The sequence below is a fragment of the Kineococcus arenarius subsp. arenarius genome, assembly GCF_050871845.1.
Taxonomy (GTDB): domain Bacteria; phylum Actinomycetota; class Actinomycetes; order Actinomycetales; family Kineococcaceae; genus Kineococcus.
Window position 1 is genome coordinate 24672 of sequence record NZ_JBJLSE010000034.1, and the last position, 14991, is coordinate 39662.

A 14991-nucleotide genomic window follows, 5' to 3' on the forward strand; every position below is an offset into this window, starting at 1 on the left:
GACCTGTCCGTCCGTCGACCGCTCGCGGCCCGTTCTTCAGGAGGAGGAGCGAACTCACACGTAGGAACACTCGATCGGGCCAGTCGCCACGGCGCCGGGCACCCCCGGGGTGGAACCCCGCCGGAGGAGCCTCAGTTGAAGGGGCGCACCACCGTGGGGGCCACCGTCTCGGCGCCGCGCTCGGTGGTGATGTCCACGACGCGCACGACGCCGCGCTGGTTGGGCGACTCGATCATCTTCCCGCCACCCAGGGCGATGGCGACGTGCACGATCCGGCCGGTGGAGTCGGAGGTGTAGAAGACGAGGTCGCCGCGCTGCGCCTGCGCCAGCGGCAGGTGGCGCAGCCCGCCGTGCGCGTACAGCTCGGCGGAGGTGCGGTAGTCCACCAGCGGGTGCTTGTCCACGGTGACCGGCCGCGGCGACAGGCCGGCGGCGAGCAAGGATTGCAGCACCAGGCCGGAGCAGTCGGTGCCGTAGCCGACGGGCCCGGCGCCGCCCCACACGTACTCGGTGCCGAGGTACCGGTGGGCGACCTCGATCATCTTCTCGGCGCGCTGGGCGGCGACGGCGTTGGGCGCGACCTCGATCGGGTGCTGCCAGCCGTCCATGCAGAAGTCCTCGGGGATGCCGAGGCGTTCCCACGTGGTGCGGTCGACGACGCCGGTGACGGGCAGGCGAGCGGATCTCTGGAAGTCGCGGACCGCGGTGGTGGTGGTGCCCTTGTTCCACTCGACCTCGGACGCGGGCAGGCCGAGGCGACGCTGCACCAGTTTCACGCGCGAGCCGTTGTAGCCGACCTCGATCGGGCGGCAGGAGGGCACCGCCGGGTGCCAGGAGGTGGGCCGCAGCCACGGGCCGGTGTCGTCGGTGATGGTCACCTCGGTGGCGCCGGTGGTGGCGTCCCAGGTGATGTGGCCGCGCTGGAAGTCGCTGCGCTTGCCACCGGGCACGTCGTGCTCGTCGGTGACGGGGTAACCCAGCGCGCCGGCCTCCCAGCCGTGCTGCCCCCACGCCGCCTGGATGGCGCCGCGCACGACCTTCGCGCCGATGCCCTCGACCCAGTAGACCGCCCCGCCCTGGAAGTCCTGCAACCGGCCGCCGTCGGTGGCCAGTGCGATCTCACCCGTGACGGGGAACCCGAGGGGCCCGTTCTCCCAGCCCTGCGCGGCGTACCGGCCGCCGATGGCACCGCGGACCTCGTGGGCGCCCAGCGCGGGCGTCCACAGGACCAGCCCACCCTCGAACCGCTGCACGCGGCCGCTGTCGCGGACGGCGTACTCCTCGGTGGTGGGGAAGCCGAGGGGGCCGTTCTCCCAGCCGATGCGGGCCCACTCCTCACGGATCGCACCGAACACCGGGTGCGCCCCCGTGGCGGGCGACCAGTAGAACGTGGCGCCCTGGAAGACCTGAGCCCGGCCGCCGCGGCCGACGCCGAACTCCCCGCTGACGCACGCGCCCGCGACGGAGCGTTCGGCGCCCGTCGCGCGCCAGCGGGCGCCGATGTCACCGGAGGGGGTGCAGGTCGCGGCGTGCGCGGGGGTGGGCAGGCCGGTGCTCGCGGGGGCCACCGCGCCGAGCAGGCCGACGGAGAGGGCGCCGGCCACGGTCAGCGCGACGCGGCTGGTCCAGCGTCCGGGCACGATCCGCACTGTCCGTCCTCCTCCTGCTGCTGCTGCTGAGCACTGGATCCCGGCACCGCCGGAACACGGCAGGGATCGTTCCGTCCATCGTCACGCGGCACGCTTCCCCTGAGCGGGAGGACGACTTCCCGGACCGGGGCGCCGCGGGTCAGGACCGGGTGACCCTCCCGCGGGCGGCGTCCCACACCAGGGAGCCGCCCTGGTAGTCCTGCCGCACCCCGCCGGGCACCGGGTACTCCCCCGTGCGGGGGTAGCCGAGGCCGCCGCGTCCCCAGCCCTGCCCGGCGTAGAAATCGGCGAAGGCGCCGTGGACCTCGTGGGCACCGAGCGCGGGCGTCCAGTAGACGAGGCCACCCTGGAACCGCTGCACCACGCCGGCGCCGCGCAGGGGGATCTCCTCGCTCGTCGGGTACCCGAGCACGGAACCCTCCCAGCCCAGCGCGGCGTAGCGGTCGCGGACGGCGCCTACGACCTCCTGCGCACCGGTGACCGCCGTCCAGTAGACGAGGCCGCCTTCGAACCGCTGCACCACGCCCCCGTCGCGCAGGGGGATCTCACCGCTGGTGGGGTACCCCAGCGAGGAGTTCTCCCAGCCCCCGGCGGCGTAGCGGTCCCGCACCGCACCGCGGACGACGTGCGCGCCCGTGCGGGGGGTCCAGTAGACGAGGCCGCGCTCGAAGCGCTGCACCCGTCCGCCGTCGCGGACGGCGAACTCGTCGCCGTCGGGCAGGCCGATCGCCGAACCGGCGGCGCCGGCGGCGTCGTAGGCGCCCTGGATGGCACCGCGGACCACCGCGCTGCGGCCGCCCGCGCCGGTGTAGGTGGTGGAACCGTCCGCGTTGCGGACCGGGGAACCCGGGACCTGCGGGGTGGCGGTGCGCGTGGGCGCGGTGGTCGGTCTCCGCGTCGTGGTGCGGGTGGGAGTCGTGGTGGGCGCCGTGGTGGGCGCCGTGGTGGGCGCCGTGGTCCTGGGTGGTGCGGTCGGGGCGGTCGTGGGCGCCGTGACGGGCGCGGGGGCGCGCGTGGGGGTGGTGGTCGCCGTCGGGGTGGGCGTGGCGACGACCGTCGGTGTCGCGGTGGGGACCGCCGTGGCGGTCGCGGTGGGGGTGCTGGTCGCCGTCGGGGAGGTTCCCGGCGTCGTGAGGCCCACCCCGGCGCGGTCCGCGGCCAGCTGGACGGCCCGGTCGGCGCGCACGAGGCCGCGGCCGAACTCGTCGTCGCGGCCCGGGGTGCCGAGGTCCTCCGCGGAGTCCAGGAGGACCGCCTCGACCTGGTCGGGGGTGAAGGAGCCGTGCACCGCCTCGACCAGGGCGGCGACCGCGGCCACGTGCGGGGCCGCCATCGAGGTGCCGCTCATGGCCGCGTAGCCGGCGCCCCCGCTGTAGGTGGAGGCGATGTCGTCGCCGGGGGCCGCGAGGTCGATCTGCGCGCCGTGCTGGGAGAAACCGGCCCGCTGGTCGGTGCGGGTGCTCGCCGCCACGGCGATGACGCCGGGGTCGGCGGCGGGGAACAGCACGGGGTTGCCGGTGGCGCCGGAGTTCCCGGCGGCGGCGACGACGACGACCCCCTTGCTGCGCGCGTACTGCGTGGCCTGCTGCACGGCGACGCTGGGGCTGGTGGAGGTGAGGCTGAGGTTGACGACGTCGGCGCCGGCGTTGGCGGCGTGGGTGATGGCGTCGGCGACGGCGCTCGTGGAGCCCTCGCCGGAGTCCGAGAGCACCTTCAGCGGGAGGATGCGGACGCCGTCGGCCACGCCGTCGACCCCGCCGTTGCCGACGGTGGCGGCGATGGTGCCGGCGACGTGGGTGCCGTGCCCGTTGCCGTCGGCGCGCTCGGTGCCGGGGTCGGTGGTGAAGTTCCGCCCGGGCAGGACGTTCGGCAGGTCGGGGTGCTCGGCGACCCCGGTGTCGAGGACGGCCACGACGACGTCGCCGGCGCCGGGCTGCGCGGCGGAGCGCGGCGCGCGGATGCGCTGCGGCCCCCACTGGTGCGGGGTGTAGTCCGTGCTGAGGCTGAAGGCCGCGGGGGCTGCGTCGGCGATGCGGGCGGTCTGCGCCGGCCCGGCGGCGAGCACGGTGTCGAGCCCGCCGAGCAGGCCGATCACCCCGGCGGCCCCGGCGGCGTCGCTCGCGCTCACCGTCACGGCGCGGGGGCCCGCGCTCGTCGCGATCGACACCTCGACCCGGGGACCGGTGCCGGTGCCGGTGGTCAGCTCCCCGAAGGCGGCTTCCTGCGAGGCGCTCATCTCGGCCCGCACCGGTGCGGGCAGGGCGGCGAGGTCGCCGGTGGTGCGGGCGTGGGCGGGCGCGGTGGCTGCGCCGGCACCGGTCAGCACCAGGGAGACCGCGACCGCGCGGGCCAGGGTGCGGGAGGCCGGGCGTCGACGCGTCACGGCAACGCTGTCGGCACGGTGGCGTGGACCTTGAGGGCGCTGGGCGGTGAGCCTCGTCACAGCGCGTCCGGGGCCGCCGGCGGTGGCGTCAGGGACGCAGGTAGACGCGCCGGTGGTGCAGCACCGCGGCCAGCGCGGTCCACGCGGCGAGCACCAGGACGGTGAAGCCGACCTGCTCGTGCCCGCCCACGGCGACGGCACCGGCGATCCGCTGGGCGAGGGTGCGCCCGTCGGCGTCGACGTCGTGCACGAGCAGCGACATCACGACGTGGGAGCCGAAGTAGACGAGCAGGCTGTTGCGGCCGAGCGCCTCCAGCGGCCAGACGGCGCGGCGCAGCGCGGCGGGGGTGCGCGCGGAGTCCAGCAGCAGGTGCCCGGCCAGCAGGGCGAGGCCCGTGCCGGCGGTGACGGCGAGCGCGAACGGCGCGGTCCACAGCCGCTTCATCGCGGGCACGTCCACCCCGGCGACCAGGCCGGGCACGGTGGCGGTGAGCCAGGCGAGGACGGCGAACGCGGCGCAGACCGCGAGGACGGGCCCGGCGGCGCGGCGGGGGCCGCCGCCGCGGGCGCGGACGGCGAGGAGCAGGTGCCCGACGCAGGCGCCGGCGGCGGCGGACACGCACGCGCCCAGGACCGCCACGAGCCCTTCGGGGTCGTGACCGGCGGCCCCCTGCCAGTAGACGTGCGCGGCGCCGAAGACGGCGGTGTCCACGACGCCGGAGGGGTTGCACTCGCGCGTGAGCTCACCGCCGGGGCAGGTGGTGCCGTGGGCGGCGAGCACGGCGGTGTGGGCGAGCGCCAGGACGACGGTGACCAGAAGCCAGCCGCGGGCGGTGCGGGTGAGCAGGTGCCCCAGCGCGATGACGACGACGACCCCGGCGTACAGCTGGAGCACGCCGGTGAACCGCCAGGTGGCCCACTCCCAGGAGGCGCCCACGACGGCGTTGTAGAGCAGCCCGACGGCGACGAGCACGAGGACGCGGCGGGCGAGGCCGCGCACGTCGGTGCGACGGTGCATCGCGAACCCGAGCCCGCAGCCGGTGAGCGCGACGAACACGGGGAAGACGAGGTCGAGGCCGTTCACGCCGGCCCACTCGGCGTGGTCGAACCACGCGGGGGTGAGCAGCAGGGAGTTCACCGAGACGCTGACGACGAGCATCAGCCCGCGCACCACGTCGAGGCTGGTGACCCGCCGCTGCGGTCCCGCGGGGCGCTGCGCCGTGGGCGCGCTCTGCTGGACCGGTCCGCTCACCCGGCCACTGTGCCAGCCTGCGCGGGTGGCCGGGCGCGACCGATCCACGTCCGGACCGACGACGCCGAGACGCGGAGCAGGCCGTAGCGGGTCGCACTACGCTCCTTCACGTGAAGATCGTGCCGGTGCGCGACGTCCGCGACCACTGCGCGCAGATCATGCGCGAGGTGCAGGCCGGCGAGACCTTCACCGTGACCAGCGAGGGGCGTCCCGTGGCCACCATCAGCCCCTACGGCCCGCCGCAACCGGCCGGCCCGGGGACCTGGGTGCCCGTCGGAGAGGTCGTCGGCGCCCTGTCCCACCTGCGTCCCGGCCTCGCCGGTCGCCTCCGCGCCTGCCTCGACGAACACGTCGACCACGACGTCGGCGATCCCTTCGGACAACACGGGTAGGTACGTGCACACCGGGAGCGCGCCGGGAGAACACGCCCCCTGACCACCCTGCCCATGGACATCGGCACCGTCGACGGCCGGGTCACGCACGGTGACATGATGCCGAGGTGCCGCGGAGAGCGATCGCCCTGGGGGCCGCTGCCGCGCTCCTCGCGGCGCCCGCAGCCGGGTGCACCCCCGCCGCGACGGAGCCGCCCCCGGCGGCGACCGCAGAGGCGCTGGACCTCGTGGTGGCGCCGCACCCGGACGACGAGCTGGAGGCGTGGTCCCTGATCGCGGAGGAGCCGGGCGCCTACACGGTCTTCGTGACGCTGACGCTGGGCGAGGCGACCGTGAACTGCGCACCCGCCGATGCGGCGCGCAGCACCCAGGGCGCGTGGGGTGAGACCGCCCCCGCTCCCCCGCCGCAGGGTCCGGGCACCGACTCGTGCAAGCAGGCACGCACCGCGAGCTGGAACGCCTTCCTGGACGCCGCCGCCGAGACCGACCCGCACCTGCCGGTGCTGGCGGGGGTGCCGGTGTCCACGGTGCAGGTGGCCGGCCGGCCGGCGCGGGTGTGGGCGTCCGGGGACGGGGCCCGCGTCGCCGTCGACGGCGGCGACGGCGAGCTGACCGTGGACGGTGTCGCCGAGGCCGTCGAGGCCGTGCTGGACCTGCGCGGGGAGCAGTTGCCGGACCTGCCGCTGCGGCGGGTGGTCGGCGCCTCGTACGCGAACGACGCCCCGGACGCGGGCGCGAACCAGGGCGCCGAGGGCACCTGCACCGAGCGCCCCTGCGAGGGGGACGCCCGCTACGCCGAGTACGAGCACCCGGACCACTGGGCGGTGCGCGAGGCGTTGCTGACCCACGGCTTCGGTGCCCGGGACGGGACGTGCGTGGCGACCTGGCCGAGCGATCCCGCCGCCACGCGCACCGCCGAGGTCCCGGAGGCGACGTACGAGGCGTTCACCGGGCTCGGTGGGCGCCTGGACCCGGACGACCCGCAGTCCCTGGCCCGCGAGGGGTCCTTCCAGCGGGCCTACGGCTGGCTGGCGTTCCCGCAGACGTACTGGCCGCAGACGGAACTGCCGGTGCCGGACGCGGACGGGAACCCGTTGATCATGGCGCGCACGCAGACGTTCGCCTGCCGCTGAGGTTCAGCAGCCGGTCCGCCACACCGGCGCCGGCAGCGGGGGGTTCCCGCCGGGTTCGGGCAGCCACACCGTCCCCGCGCAGGGCATCCGCACCGCGGCGGCGGTGCCGTGCTGCACCACGGGCAGCCCGAGGGCCCGCGCCTCCGCCAGGAGGTCGGTCTTGGCGGCGCTGGAGGCGCTGGCGCCGTCGATGCGGGTGTCCACCACGACCCACTCGGCCCGGACGGGGTCGAGGTTGGACAGCAGGCGCACGGTGTGGCGGGCGACGAGGTAGGGCCCGGCGCCGTTGTCGGCGGCGACGAGGGACCCGGCGGGCAGGTCCGCGGACAGGGCCAGCAGGTCCTGGGCGGCGGCGGAGGGCCTCCACGCGCCGGGGTCCAGGGGGCTGGCGACGTAGTTGGCGGCCCGGTACGTCACGGCGCTGGTGGTCAGGGCGACCACGGCGACCGCGGCGAGCAGGAGCACCGGGACGCGGCCGGGGCGGCGGGTGGTGCGACGCAGCACGTCCACGAGGGCGAGGGCCACGACGGGCATGAGCACCGCGTCGTAGTGGAACCCGGTGGACCAGTAGCTCTCGTAGGGGGAGGCCAGCCGCCAGGCCAGGGTGGGCAGCGCGACGAGGGCCAGGGGGGAACGCACCCAGACGAACCCGCCGGCCGCCAGGACGGTGAGCACCAGCAGGGCGCGGGGGGCGCCGTCGGCCGCCCACGTCCACGGTTCGGCGGCGGCGGCCTCCCCGGCGAACCGGAGCGTGAACAGCGGCACCTCGCCGTCGGGGTTGCCGTACCGGATCGCCGCGAACGCCAGCGCGGTCCCGGCGAGGGCGAGCAGCACCGCCGCCACCGCCCGGCGCCGCACCCGCCCGCGGCCGGGACCGCGGGCCAGCAGGAACGCGACGGCGGCGACCGCGGCGACCGTGGGCCCCTGGTCCTCCTTGACGAGCAGCAGCGGCAGCGCCCAGGCCATCGCGGCGGTCAGCCGCCGGTCGGCGAGCGCCGAGCACGACAGGGCGAGCAGGGGGACGGCGAAGCAGACCTCGTGGACGTCGAGGCGGGTGAGGCCGACGAGGCCGTAGGAGGTGGTGAACACCAGCGTGACGACGGCGGCGGCGCGGGCGTCGAGGTGGCGGCGGGCGGTGGCGTGCACGACGGCGGCGCCCACCGCCACGGCCGCGGCCTGCGTGAGGATCAGGGAACGCGGGTCGGGCCAGAGCCACCAGGCGGCGCCGAAGAGGGCGGTGACGGGGCTGAAGTGCTCCCCCAGCAGCGGCAGGCCGCGGATGTCGCTGTACGGGAGGTTCCCGGCGGCCCAGGACTGCGCGGCCTGCGCGAAGACGCCGAGGTCGAAGGCGCCGGAGCGGCCGGCGTTCCAGCGGGCGAGCCCGAGCCAGGCGTGCAGGGCGAAGGCGAGGACCCCGGCGACGAGGGGCCCGGCCGGCAGGGCGCGGCGCCGGGCGCGGGCCGGGGCGGGGGGCGGGACGGCCTGCGCGGTGCTGCTCATCGTGGTGGACAACGTACCGGCGGTGAGTCGCGCGGGGTGGTGGCCGCGGGGGCCGTCTAGCGTGTCGGAACTGTGCCGACCGCTCCCGCCCTCCCCCGCGCCGGCCGGGCGGCGGCCCTGCTCGCCGTGCTGGTGGTGGCGGTGCTCGCGTTCTGCTGGCGGCTGGGCGTGGAGACCTCCAACGGGGACGAGCTGGCGTACCGGGACGCCGCGGCCGCCTACCTGCGCGGCGACTTCACCCTGAACCTGGAGCACCCGCCGCTGGCGAAGCTGCTGATCGCCGCCGGGCACGTGGTGGGTGGCGGTTCCCTGGTGGCGGACCGGGCGGTGGCGGCGCTGTGCGGGGTGCTGACGGCGGTGGTGGTGTTCGCGGTGGCGCGCCGCTGCGCGGGGTTCTGGGCGGGGGTCCTCGCGGCGCTGCTGTGGTGCGCGCTGCCGCTGGCGCCGGGTGTGGTGCCCGCGCACGTGGACCGGCGCGCGACGCTGGAACCGCCGCTGCTGCTGTTCTCGGCGTGCGCGGTGCTGGCGGCGCAACGGGTCGCGCAGCGCCTGTCGCCGGCGCGGTGGGCGCTGCTGGGCGTGGCGGTGGGGGCGGCGACGGCGTCGAAGCTGACCGGTGCGGTGAGCGCAGCCGTGGTGCTGGCGCTGCTGTGGGAGCACCGGCGGCGGTGGCGGCCCACGCTGGTGGGGGCCGTGCTGGCCGGGGCGGTGTCGGGGCTGGTGTTCCTGGCGACGTACCTGCCGTTCGGCGCGGACGCGCCGGACGCGGTGCGCACGGTGGTGCAGTGGCAGTGGGAGCACGCCGACCGGGGTTCGACGCAGTCGGTGGCGGGTGAGCTGCACCTGTTCCCGCCGTGGTGGTCGCCGTGGTGGTTCCAGGCGCAGTACCTGTCGTGGCCGGGGTCGGCCGCCCTGTGGTCGGTGGCGGCGGTGGGTGCTGTCGCGGTGTGGCGGCGGGCGGCGGGCCGGCCGGTGGTGCTGGCGCTGGTGGCGTTCACGGCGGCGGTGGTGCTGAGCCCGCTGAAGCTGCCGCAGTACCACGACGTGGTGGTGCCGCCGCTGTGCGCGCTGGCCGCGGTGGGGTTCGCGCGGCTGCTGCGGCGCCGGACGGTCGCGGGGGCGGTGGTGGCGTCGCTGGCCGCCGCGCCGCTGGTGGTGGTGGCGGCCGGGCACCTGGCGGCGGTGGCGGTGACGCGACCGGCGGACTACCGGCTCGCGGCGGAACTGCTGCGCGAGCGGGGCGTGGCGGGGCCGGGTGACGTGGTGGTCGTGCGGGGGGACGCCGCGGCGCTGGAGCGCGTGCTGCCGGGGCCGGTGGTCGCACTGGGCACGGACCTGGGGTCGGACGTGGACTGCTCGGCGGCGGCGCTCGTGGTGGACCCGACGGTGGCGGACCGGATGGCGGGGGCGGACGTGGCGGCGTGGGTGGCGCGCTGCGGCGAGGGTGCGGTGCTGCGGGCGGACCGCCTGGTGGTGCACGTGCTGCCGTGACCCCGCTGCCCTAAACCCGCTGCCCTGGACCTGCTGCCCCGGCCCACCGGCCCGCCGCGTGGGCGGGCCGGCGGGCCGGTGGGTCAGCTGCCGAAGCGGGACAGGCCGGGGCAGTGCCACCCGGCGTAGGCGTCGGGAACGTCCCCGGGGGGGAGGAGTTCGGCGGAACTGGCGCCGCTGGGCGTCCAGACGCCGTCCTGGGCGATGTAGTTCTCCGCGGTGCCGAGGAGCTGGTCACCGGTGGTGTCGGCCCAGTCGGTGGTGCGGATCGTGATGTTGCCGGGTTCCTCGCAGGTGATGCCCCGGTTCAGGGCGAAGGAGGCGTCGACGAACCACTCCTCGCTGCCGTCGGGGCCGGCCGTGGCCCGCAGGACGCCGTCGCGCCAGGTGAGCACCAGGTTCTGCTCGGCGTGGGCGCCGACGCCGGTGAGGACGACGAGTTCGGCACCGGGGCGGTCGTCCAGGGCGGTGGCGCCGACCCAGTTCGCGGTGGGCGGGTAGTCGCCGTCGGGGACGTCGAGGGTGGTGACGTCCCCGCGGACCCGCACCCGCACCTGCCGGGTGGCCGCGTCCTGCGCGCCGGCGAGGGCGACGTCGTCGGTGGTGCCGTCGCCGTCGACGTCGGTGGAGGTGACGCGGGTGCAGGCGGCGGTGGCGTCCCAGCAGACCAGGTCGGCGGCGGCCGCCCCGACGAACGTGGTGCGGTCGCTGCCGGCGGCGAGCCAGGCGCGCACGAGGTCGGTGCCGGCGCCGCCGGAACCGGTGAGCAGGGTGGCGCGGCCGAGGGGTGCGGCGGCGAGCGCGTCGACGAGGTGGTTGGCCTCGCCGCTGGTGACGAGCAGGTCGGTGCGGCTGACGCCGCGGCCCACGGCGTCGGTGGCGACGGCCGCGGCGGTGGTCCACCGGCTGTCCCCGCGCACGCGGGTGGCGGCGGGGAACTGCGCGGCGACCGCGTCGCCCACGGCGGTGGTGCCGCCGACGACGGTGGTGGAGGTGACCCCGGCGGCGCGCAACTGCTCGGCGGTGGCCTGCACGTTCCCGGTGACGGGGGCCAGGACGAGGGGTTCGGCGAGGCGGGCGGCGGGGCCGCCGGCGGCGAGGGCGTCGACGAGGTGACCGTCCTCACCGGAGGCCACCCACGCGTGGGTGGCGCCGGGCTGCAGGGCGGCGACGGCGCGGGAGGTGGCGTAGCGGTCCGCCCCCTGCACGATCCCGACGTCCGTGACGCCGGCGGCGGCGAGCTGCGCCTGGACGACGGAGGCGACGGCGGCGGAACCACCGACGACGAGGACGGTGCTGATGCCCTGGGTGCGCAGGTGCTCGGCGACGACGTGGGGCAGCGCGTCGCGGGCGGTGAGCAGGACGGGCGCGGCGAGGCGCCGCGCGAGGGGCGCGGCGGTGAGGGCGTCCACGAGGTGCGCGTCCTCCCCGTTGACGAGGACGGCGACGTCGGCGTCGGGGAAACCGGTGCGGGCGGCCTCGACGGCGGTGGCCCACCGGTCGGGGCCGCGCAGTTCCAGGGTGCCGTTCGCGGCGTCGGCGCCGGGGTAGGTGCGCCCGCAGCCGGGGTGGGTGATGGGCAGACCCGTGGGGCAGGTGGCGGTGAGGGTCTCGGCCGGCGCGGCAGCCGACGGCGCCGGGGTGGCGCCCAGGACGACTACGGCGGTGGTGGCGGCGAGCCCGCCGAGCAGGAGGGCGGTGGCACGGGGAGCGGTGCGGTGGGGCACGGTGGTCCGTCCGACGCGGGGACAGGGGCAGCCGCACCCCGTCGGGACGCGACGGCACCACCCTGGCACGGACCGTGCCGGCTTCTCAGGATTTTGTGAGTCCCGAGCACTGGAGCCCAGGGACCGACGGAGATCGTGCGCACCGGCGGGTAGGCGTCGGAGTAGTTCTCCGCGACCTCGACCCCCAGGTCACCGTTGCCCGCCAGCAGCGTGGCCCGACCCTGGGGGCGGCGGCCAGGGCGTCGACGAGGTGGCGGTTCTCCCCGTTGCCGAACACCACGTCGTCGGTCCGCACGCCGTGCTCACCGGCCGTCGAGGTGATGGCCGAGGCGGTCCAGTACCGGTCGGTGCCGGAGGCCCGCACCGGCTGCGGGAGCTGGCGCAGCACGGCCTCGGACACGGCGCTCTCTCCACCGGAGACGGTGGCGGAGGCGGTGCCGGCGGCGTGTACAGGGCAATCATGACGGCGCTGGGGTCGCCCTGGCTGGGGACGAGGAGCAGCGACCTATCGGAACCGGCGCCCGGCCCGATGGTGGCGACGGCGTCGATGAAGTAGCCGTCGTCACCGGAGGCGATCCGACCGTGGTCACCACGGGGCATCAGGGGGTCTGCTGGATGATCAGGTGACAATGAGCTTTTCTCAGTGATGACCACGGCGATCACCCACTACACCGTCGACCTGCACCGCCCGAACACCCCGGCTCAGCCCATCGCGAGCCTGCATGTCCGCGTCGCCCCCGTCGACGAGGTGATGTGCTCGCTGCTGCCGCACCTGGTCGTCCTGCACACGGTCCCGGCAGCAGACGAAGCGGACTACCGCACCTACTACGAAGCCGTCGAGCGCGTCGTGGACTTCGCCAGCACCTTGCAGGTGGAGCACCTGTCGCAGGGATGGACGAGCACGGTCGTGCGCCGTCGCAGCCAGCTCATCATCACCACGGCACCGGCCGGCGCGGCTGCGGGCCAGGGCTCGACGTGGCTGATCCGCCTGAGCGACAACGCCCAGCGCAGCACCGTGGAGCTGTCCATCACCGCCACCGACCTGCCCCAGCTGCTGACCGGCTTCATCGTCGCCTTCACCACCGCCTTCCCCGACGGCGACCTGCACCCGCGCACCCAGCCTGGCCCCTTCGATTGGCAGGAGATCCTCACCATCCTGCAGTGGAACATCGAGGACCTCGCGGACCGGGGTCTGTGATGCAGCGCCTACCTCGCCCCGTTCGCGACCTCGCCCGCCTCGTGGCGCACTTCTGGCCGGTGACGCTTCCCCTGCTTTTCTGGCCCGTGCAGGGAGTGGCCGTCGCCCTGGTGCTCGCCCTGATCTGCTGCGCAGCGTTCATCGTGCTGCACGACGTACGCGCCGGACGCTTCACGCCCGCCGCCCGGCAGACGTTCACCCCCAGCACCGCCGACTTCCCCACCCAGGTGATCGCCAAGTGGGCGCCGGTCCTGACCAGCGCCGGGCTCGTGCACCCCGACGTTCCCCACGACGAGTGGTGGCAAGGCATTCACCCGTGGACGGACAAGCTCGCCCGGCTGCGGGACTCCCTCTTCGAGGTCATCGACCTCTACCCACCGGTGCTGCGCGGCCTCATGACCGTGCCCGTCGGCTACCAGCTCTGCGTCCGGATGCTCGACGGACAGCGGGTCAGCGACTACCAGCACGCCGCAGCCACCCTGGCCGGCATCTGGCGCGTCCCGCACGTCCGTGTCGCTGACGGTGAACCCGGACACGTCCTGCTGACCCTCGTCATCCGCGACACCCTCGCCGAGCCGACACCGCGCCCCGAACCGCTCGGCCTGCCGGTGCCGGTCGACCTGCGCGCCGTCCTCGTCGGCGTCACTGAGGACGGCGCCCCCTGGACGCTGCCGCTGCTGAACCAGGCCGGCACCGTCATCGGAGGCGTCCCGGGGTCGGGCAAGAGCAGCCTCATCGCCACGCTCCTGGACCAACTCGACGGGCACCCCCACGCCCGCCTCGTCGGGATCGACCTCAAAGGCGGTGTCGACCTCGGCCCGTGGCACCGCTGCGGCACCCTCACCGACCTCGCCACCACGCCCGCCGAGGCCGTGGAACTACTGCAGCAGCTCGCCGAGCTGCACCAGGACCGGCAACGACTGCTTCGCGCTCACGGAGCGGACAAGATCTCCGACCTCGGACTCACCCCAGACCTGCCGCTCGTCGTCGTGCTCATCGACGAGGCCGCCGACCTCTTCACCGCGCTCAGTCCCAATCGGGAAGACAAGGCCCTCGCGGTCGAGGCCACCGCGCTCGTCTCCACCCTCGTGCGCCAGGGACGCGCCACGGGTATCGCCACCGTGCTCGCCACTCAGAAGCCCACGACGGACGCGATCCCCTCGCAGGTCCGTGACTCCGCTACCAGCAAGGTCGCCCTGCGCTGCAGCACTGCCGAGCAGGTGAAGGCGATCCTCGCGGATCTCGCTGCGCTGGCACCGGTCTCGCCGACGGCTATCCCCGCCGCTACTCCCGGCGTTGCCCTCGCCACGACCGCAACGGGAGGCGTCGTCCGTGCCCGGGTCTACAACACCAGCACGTCTTCGGGGCGCTCTTCATCCCTCTCCAGGGAAGGGCAGTCGTGACCGCGTACGCCATCGAACCCGCCGGGCACAGCAGCGTCTTCGAGGCCCCGACTTCGGTTGCCGACGCCATCGAAGGCTTCCGCATCCACGCCCTTACGTTCGAGCGACTGCTGCCTCGCACAGTCCACACTTACAGCTACCACCTGCACCAACTGCTCGTGGCGCTCCCTGCTTCGGCTATCACCGGCGACATCACTCCGACGCAGCTCCGTCAGTGGATCACCGATCAGGAAGACCGCGGCATCGCCCCCGCCACCCTGCGCGTGCAGTGCTACGCCCTCCGCGCCTACTACCGATGGCTACAACACACCGGCTACACCGGGCCTTGCCCACTGGATCACGTCCGACCCCCACGGCGCGTCTCCATCGAACGCACCGACTACACCCCGCCCCAGGCCGACGCCATCTTTGACCACGCCAAGAAGCTCGCCCACGCCGAGACCGCATCCCGCCGGGATCAGTTCGAGTACGCCCTGCTCGCCACCCTGCGCTACACCGGCATCCGCCGCACAGAACTCCTCGACCTGCAGACCGCCCATCTCGACCTCGAAAAACGCCGACTGCGCGTCATGGGCAAAGGCCAGAAGGTCCGAACCGTCCCGCTGCCGCCGGTCTACGTGGAGATCATGCAGTGGTACCTCGACGACGTCCGACCCTACTTGCCAACCTCCAACATGCTCTTCGCCAACCCCCGCGCTCTGCAGAACCACCGCGGAGGCATGGCCGAGAAGAGCATGGGTCTGCCCCGGGTTCGGTTGACTCTCCTGGGTAGGGGCGGTCAGGCCGCGTGAGCGGCTTGTAGGAGTGTCTCGTACTCGATGGGCGTCAGCCGCCCGAGGGCCTGCTGTCGGCGTCGGCGGTGG

The 14991-nt window shown here is 75.2% G+C and carries 11 protein-coding genes; 6 read left to right on the forward strand and 5 right to left on the reverse strand.

The window, feature by feature from the left end; translation table 11 throughout:
- Positions 1-131: 131 nt before the first annotated feature.
- The 3 genes from ACRYM0_RS10380 to ACRYM0_RS10390 all read right to left on the reverse strand — a co-directional run bounded on the left by ACRYM0_RS10380 (position 132) and on the right by ACRYM0_RS10390 (position 5284).
- The gene (locus ACRYM0_RS10380) at positions 132-1640 is read right to left on the reverse strand and encodes an NlpC/P60 family protein (protein ID WP_432504758.1); all 1509 of its coding nucleotides are present in this window, start codon (positions 1638-1640) and stop codon (positions 132-134) included.
- A 148-nt stretch (positions 1641-1788) separates the two neighbouring features.
- Positions 1789-4032: a S8 family serine peptidase gene (locus tag ACRYM0_RS10385; protein ID WP_432504760.1), complete on the reverse strand. Its 2244-nt coding sequence runs from the start codon at positions 4030-4032 to the stop codon at positions 1789-1791.
- Positions 4033-4120: 88 nt separating this feature from the next.
- On the reverse strand, positions 4121-5284 hold the full coding sequence (locus ACRYM0_RS10390; RefSeq protein ID WP_432504762.1) for a heparan-alpha-glucosaminide N-acetyltransferase domain-containing protein: 1164 nt from the start codon (positions 5282-5284) through the stop codon (positions 4121-4123).
- Positions 5285-5394: 110 nt separating this feature from the next.
- On the opposite strand from ACRYM0_RS10390, the gene ACRYM0_RS10395 reads away from it, so the two are divergent.
- Positions 5395-5676: a type II toxin-antitoxin system Phd/YefM family antitoxin gene (locus ACRYM0_RS10395; RefSeq protein ID WP_432504764.1), complete on the forward strand. Its 282-nt coding sequence runs from the start codon at positions 5395-5397 to the stop codon at positions 5674-5676.
- A 107-nt stretch (positions 5677-5783) separates the two neighbouring features.
- Positions 5784-6809, forward strand: a complete 1026-nt coding sequence (locus ACRYM0_RS10400) for a hypothetical protein (protein WP_432504766.1) — start codon at positions 5784-5786, stop codon at positions 6807-6809.
- Positions 6810-6812: 3 nt separating this feature from the next.
- Here the strand turns inward: ACRYM0_RS10400 and ACRYM0_RS10405 are convergent, their stop codons facing one another.
- The gene (locus tag ACRYM0_RS10405) at positions 6813-8309 is read right to left on the reverse strand and encodes a DUF2079 domain-containing protein (RefSeq protein ID WP_432504768.1); all 1497 of its coding nucleotides are present in this window, start codon (positions 8307-8309) and stop codon (positions 6813-6815) included.
- 72 nt (positions 8310-8381) lie between these two features.
- Between ACRYM0_RS10405 and ACRYM0_RS10410 the strand changes: the two genes are divergently transcribed.
- The gene (locus ACRYM0_RS10410) at positions 8382-9800 is read left to right on the forward strand and encodes a glycosyltransferase family 39 protein (RefSeq protein ID WP_432504770.1); all 1419 of its coding nucleotides are present in this window, start codon (positions 8382-8384) and stop codon (positions 9798-9800) included.
- Positions 9801-9883: 83 nt separating this feature from the next.
- On the opposite strand, the gene ACRYM0_RS10415 is transcribed toward ACRYM0_RS10410, so the two are convergent.
- Positions 9884-11527: a cell wall-binding repeat-containing protein gene (locus ACRYM0_RS10415; protein ID WP_432504772.1), complete on the reverse strand. Its 1644-nt coding sequence runs from the start codon at positions 11525-11527 to the stop codon at positions 9884-9886.
- 643 nt (positions 11528-12170) lie between these two features.
- Between ACRYM0_RS10415 and ACRYM0_RS10420 the strand changes: the two genes are divergently transcribed.
- The 3 genes from ACRYM0_RS10420 to ACRYM0_RS10430 are packed head-to-tail and all read left to right on the forward strand — an operon-like array spanning position 12171 to position 14919.
- The gene (locus tag ACRYM0_RS10420) at positions 12171-12725 is read left to right on the forward strand and encodes a hypothetical protein (protein ID WP_432504774.1); all 555 of its coding nucleotides are present in this window, start codon (positions 12171-12173) and stop codon (positions 12723-12725) included.
- 59 nt (positions 12726-12784) lie between these two features.
- Entirely contained in the window at positions 12785-14128 is a 1344-nt protein-coding gene (locus ACRYM0_RS10425; protein ID WP_432504775.1) for an FtsK/SpoIIIE domain-containing protein, read from the forward strand.
- Complete coding sequence (locus ACRYM0_RS10430; RefSeq protein WP_432504777.1) at positions 14125-14919, forward strand: tyrosine-type recombinase/integrase; 795 nt, start codon at positions 14125-14127, stop codon at positions 14917-14919. The genes ACRYM0_RS10425 and ACRYM0_RS10430 overlap by 4 nt, the downstream gene beginning before the upstream one ends.
- Positions 14920-14991: the final 72 nt, after the last annotated feature.

Bases quoted from the DNA above. Each gene is read 5' to 3' on its own strand.
- ACRYM0_RS10405 (WP_432504768.1), bottom strand. From the start codon at position 8,309: ATGAGCAGCACCGCGCAGGCCGTCCCGCCCCCCGCCCCGGCCCGCGCC.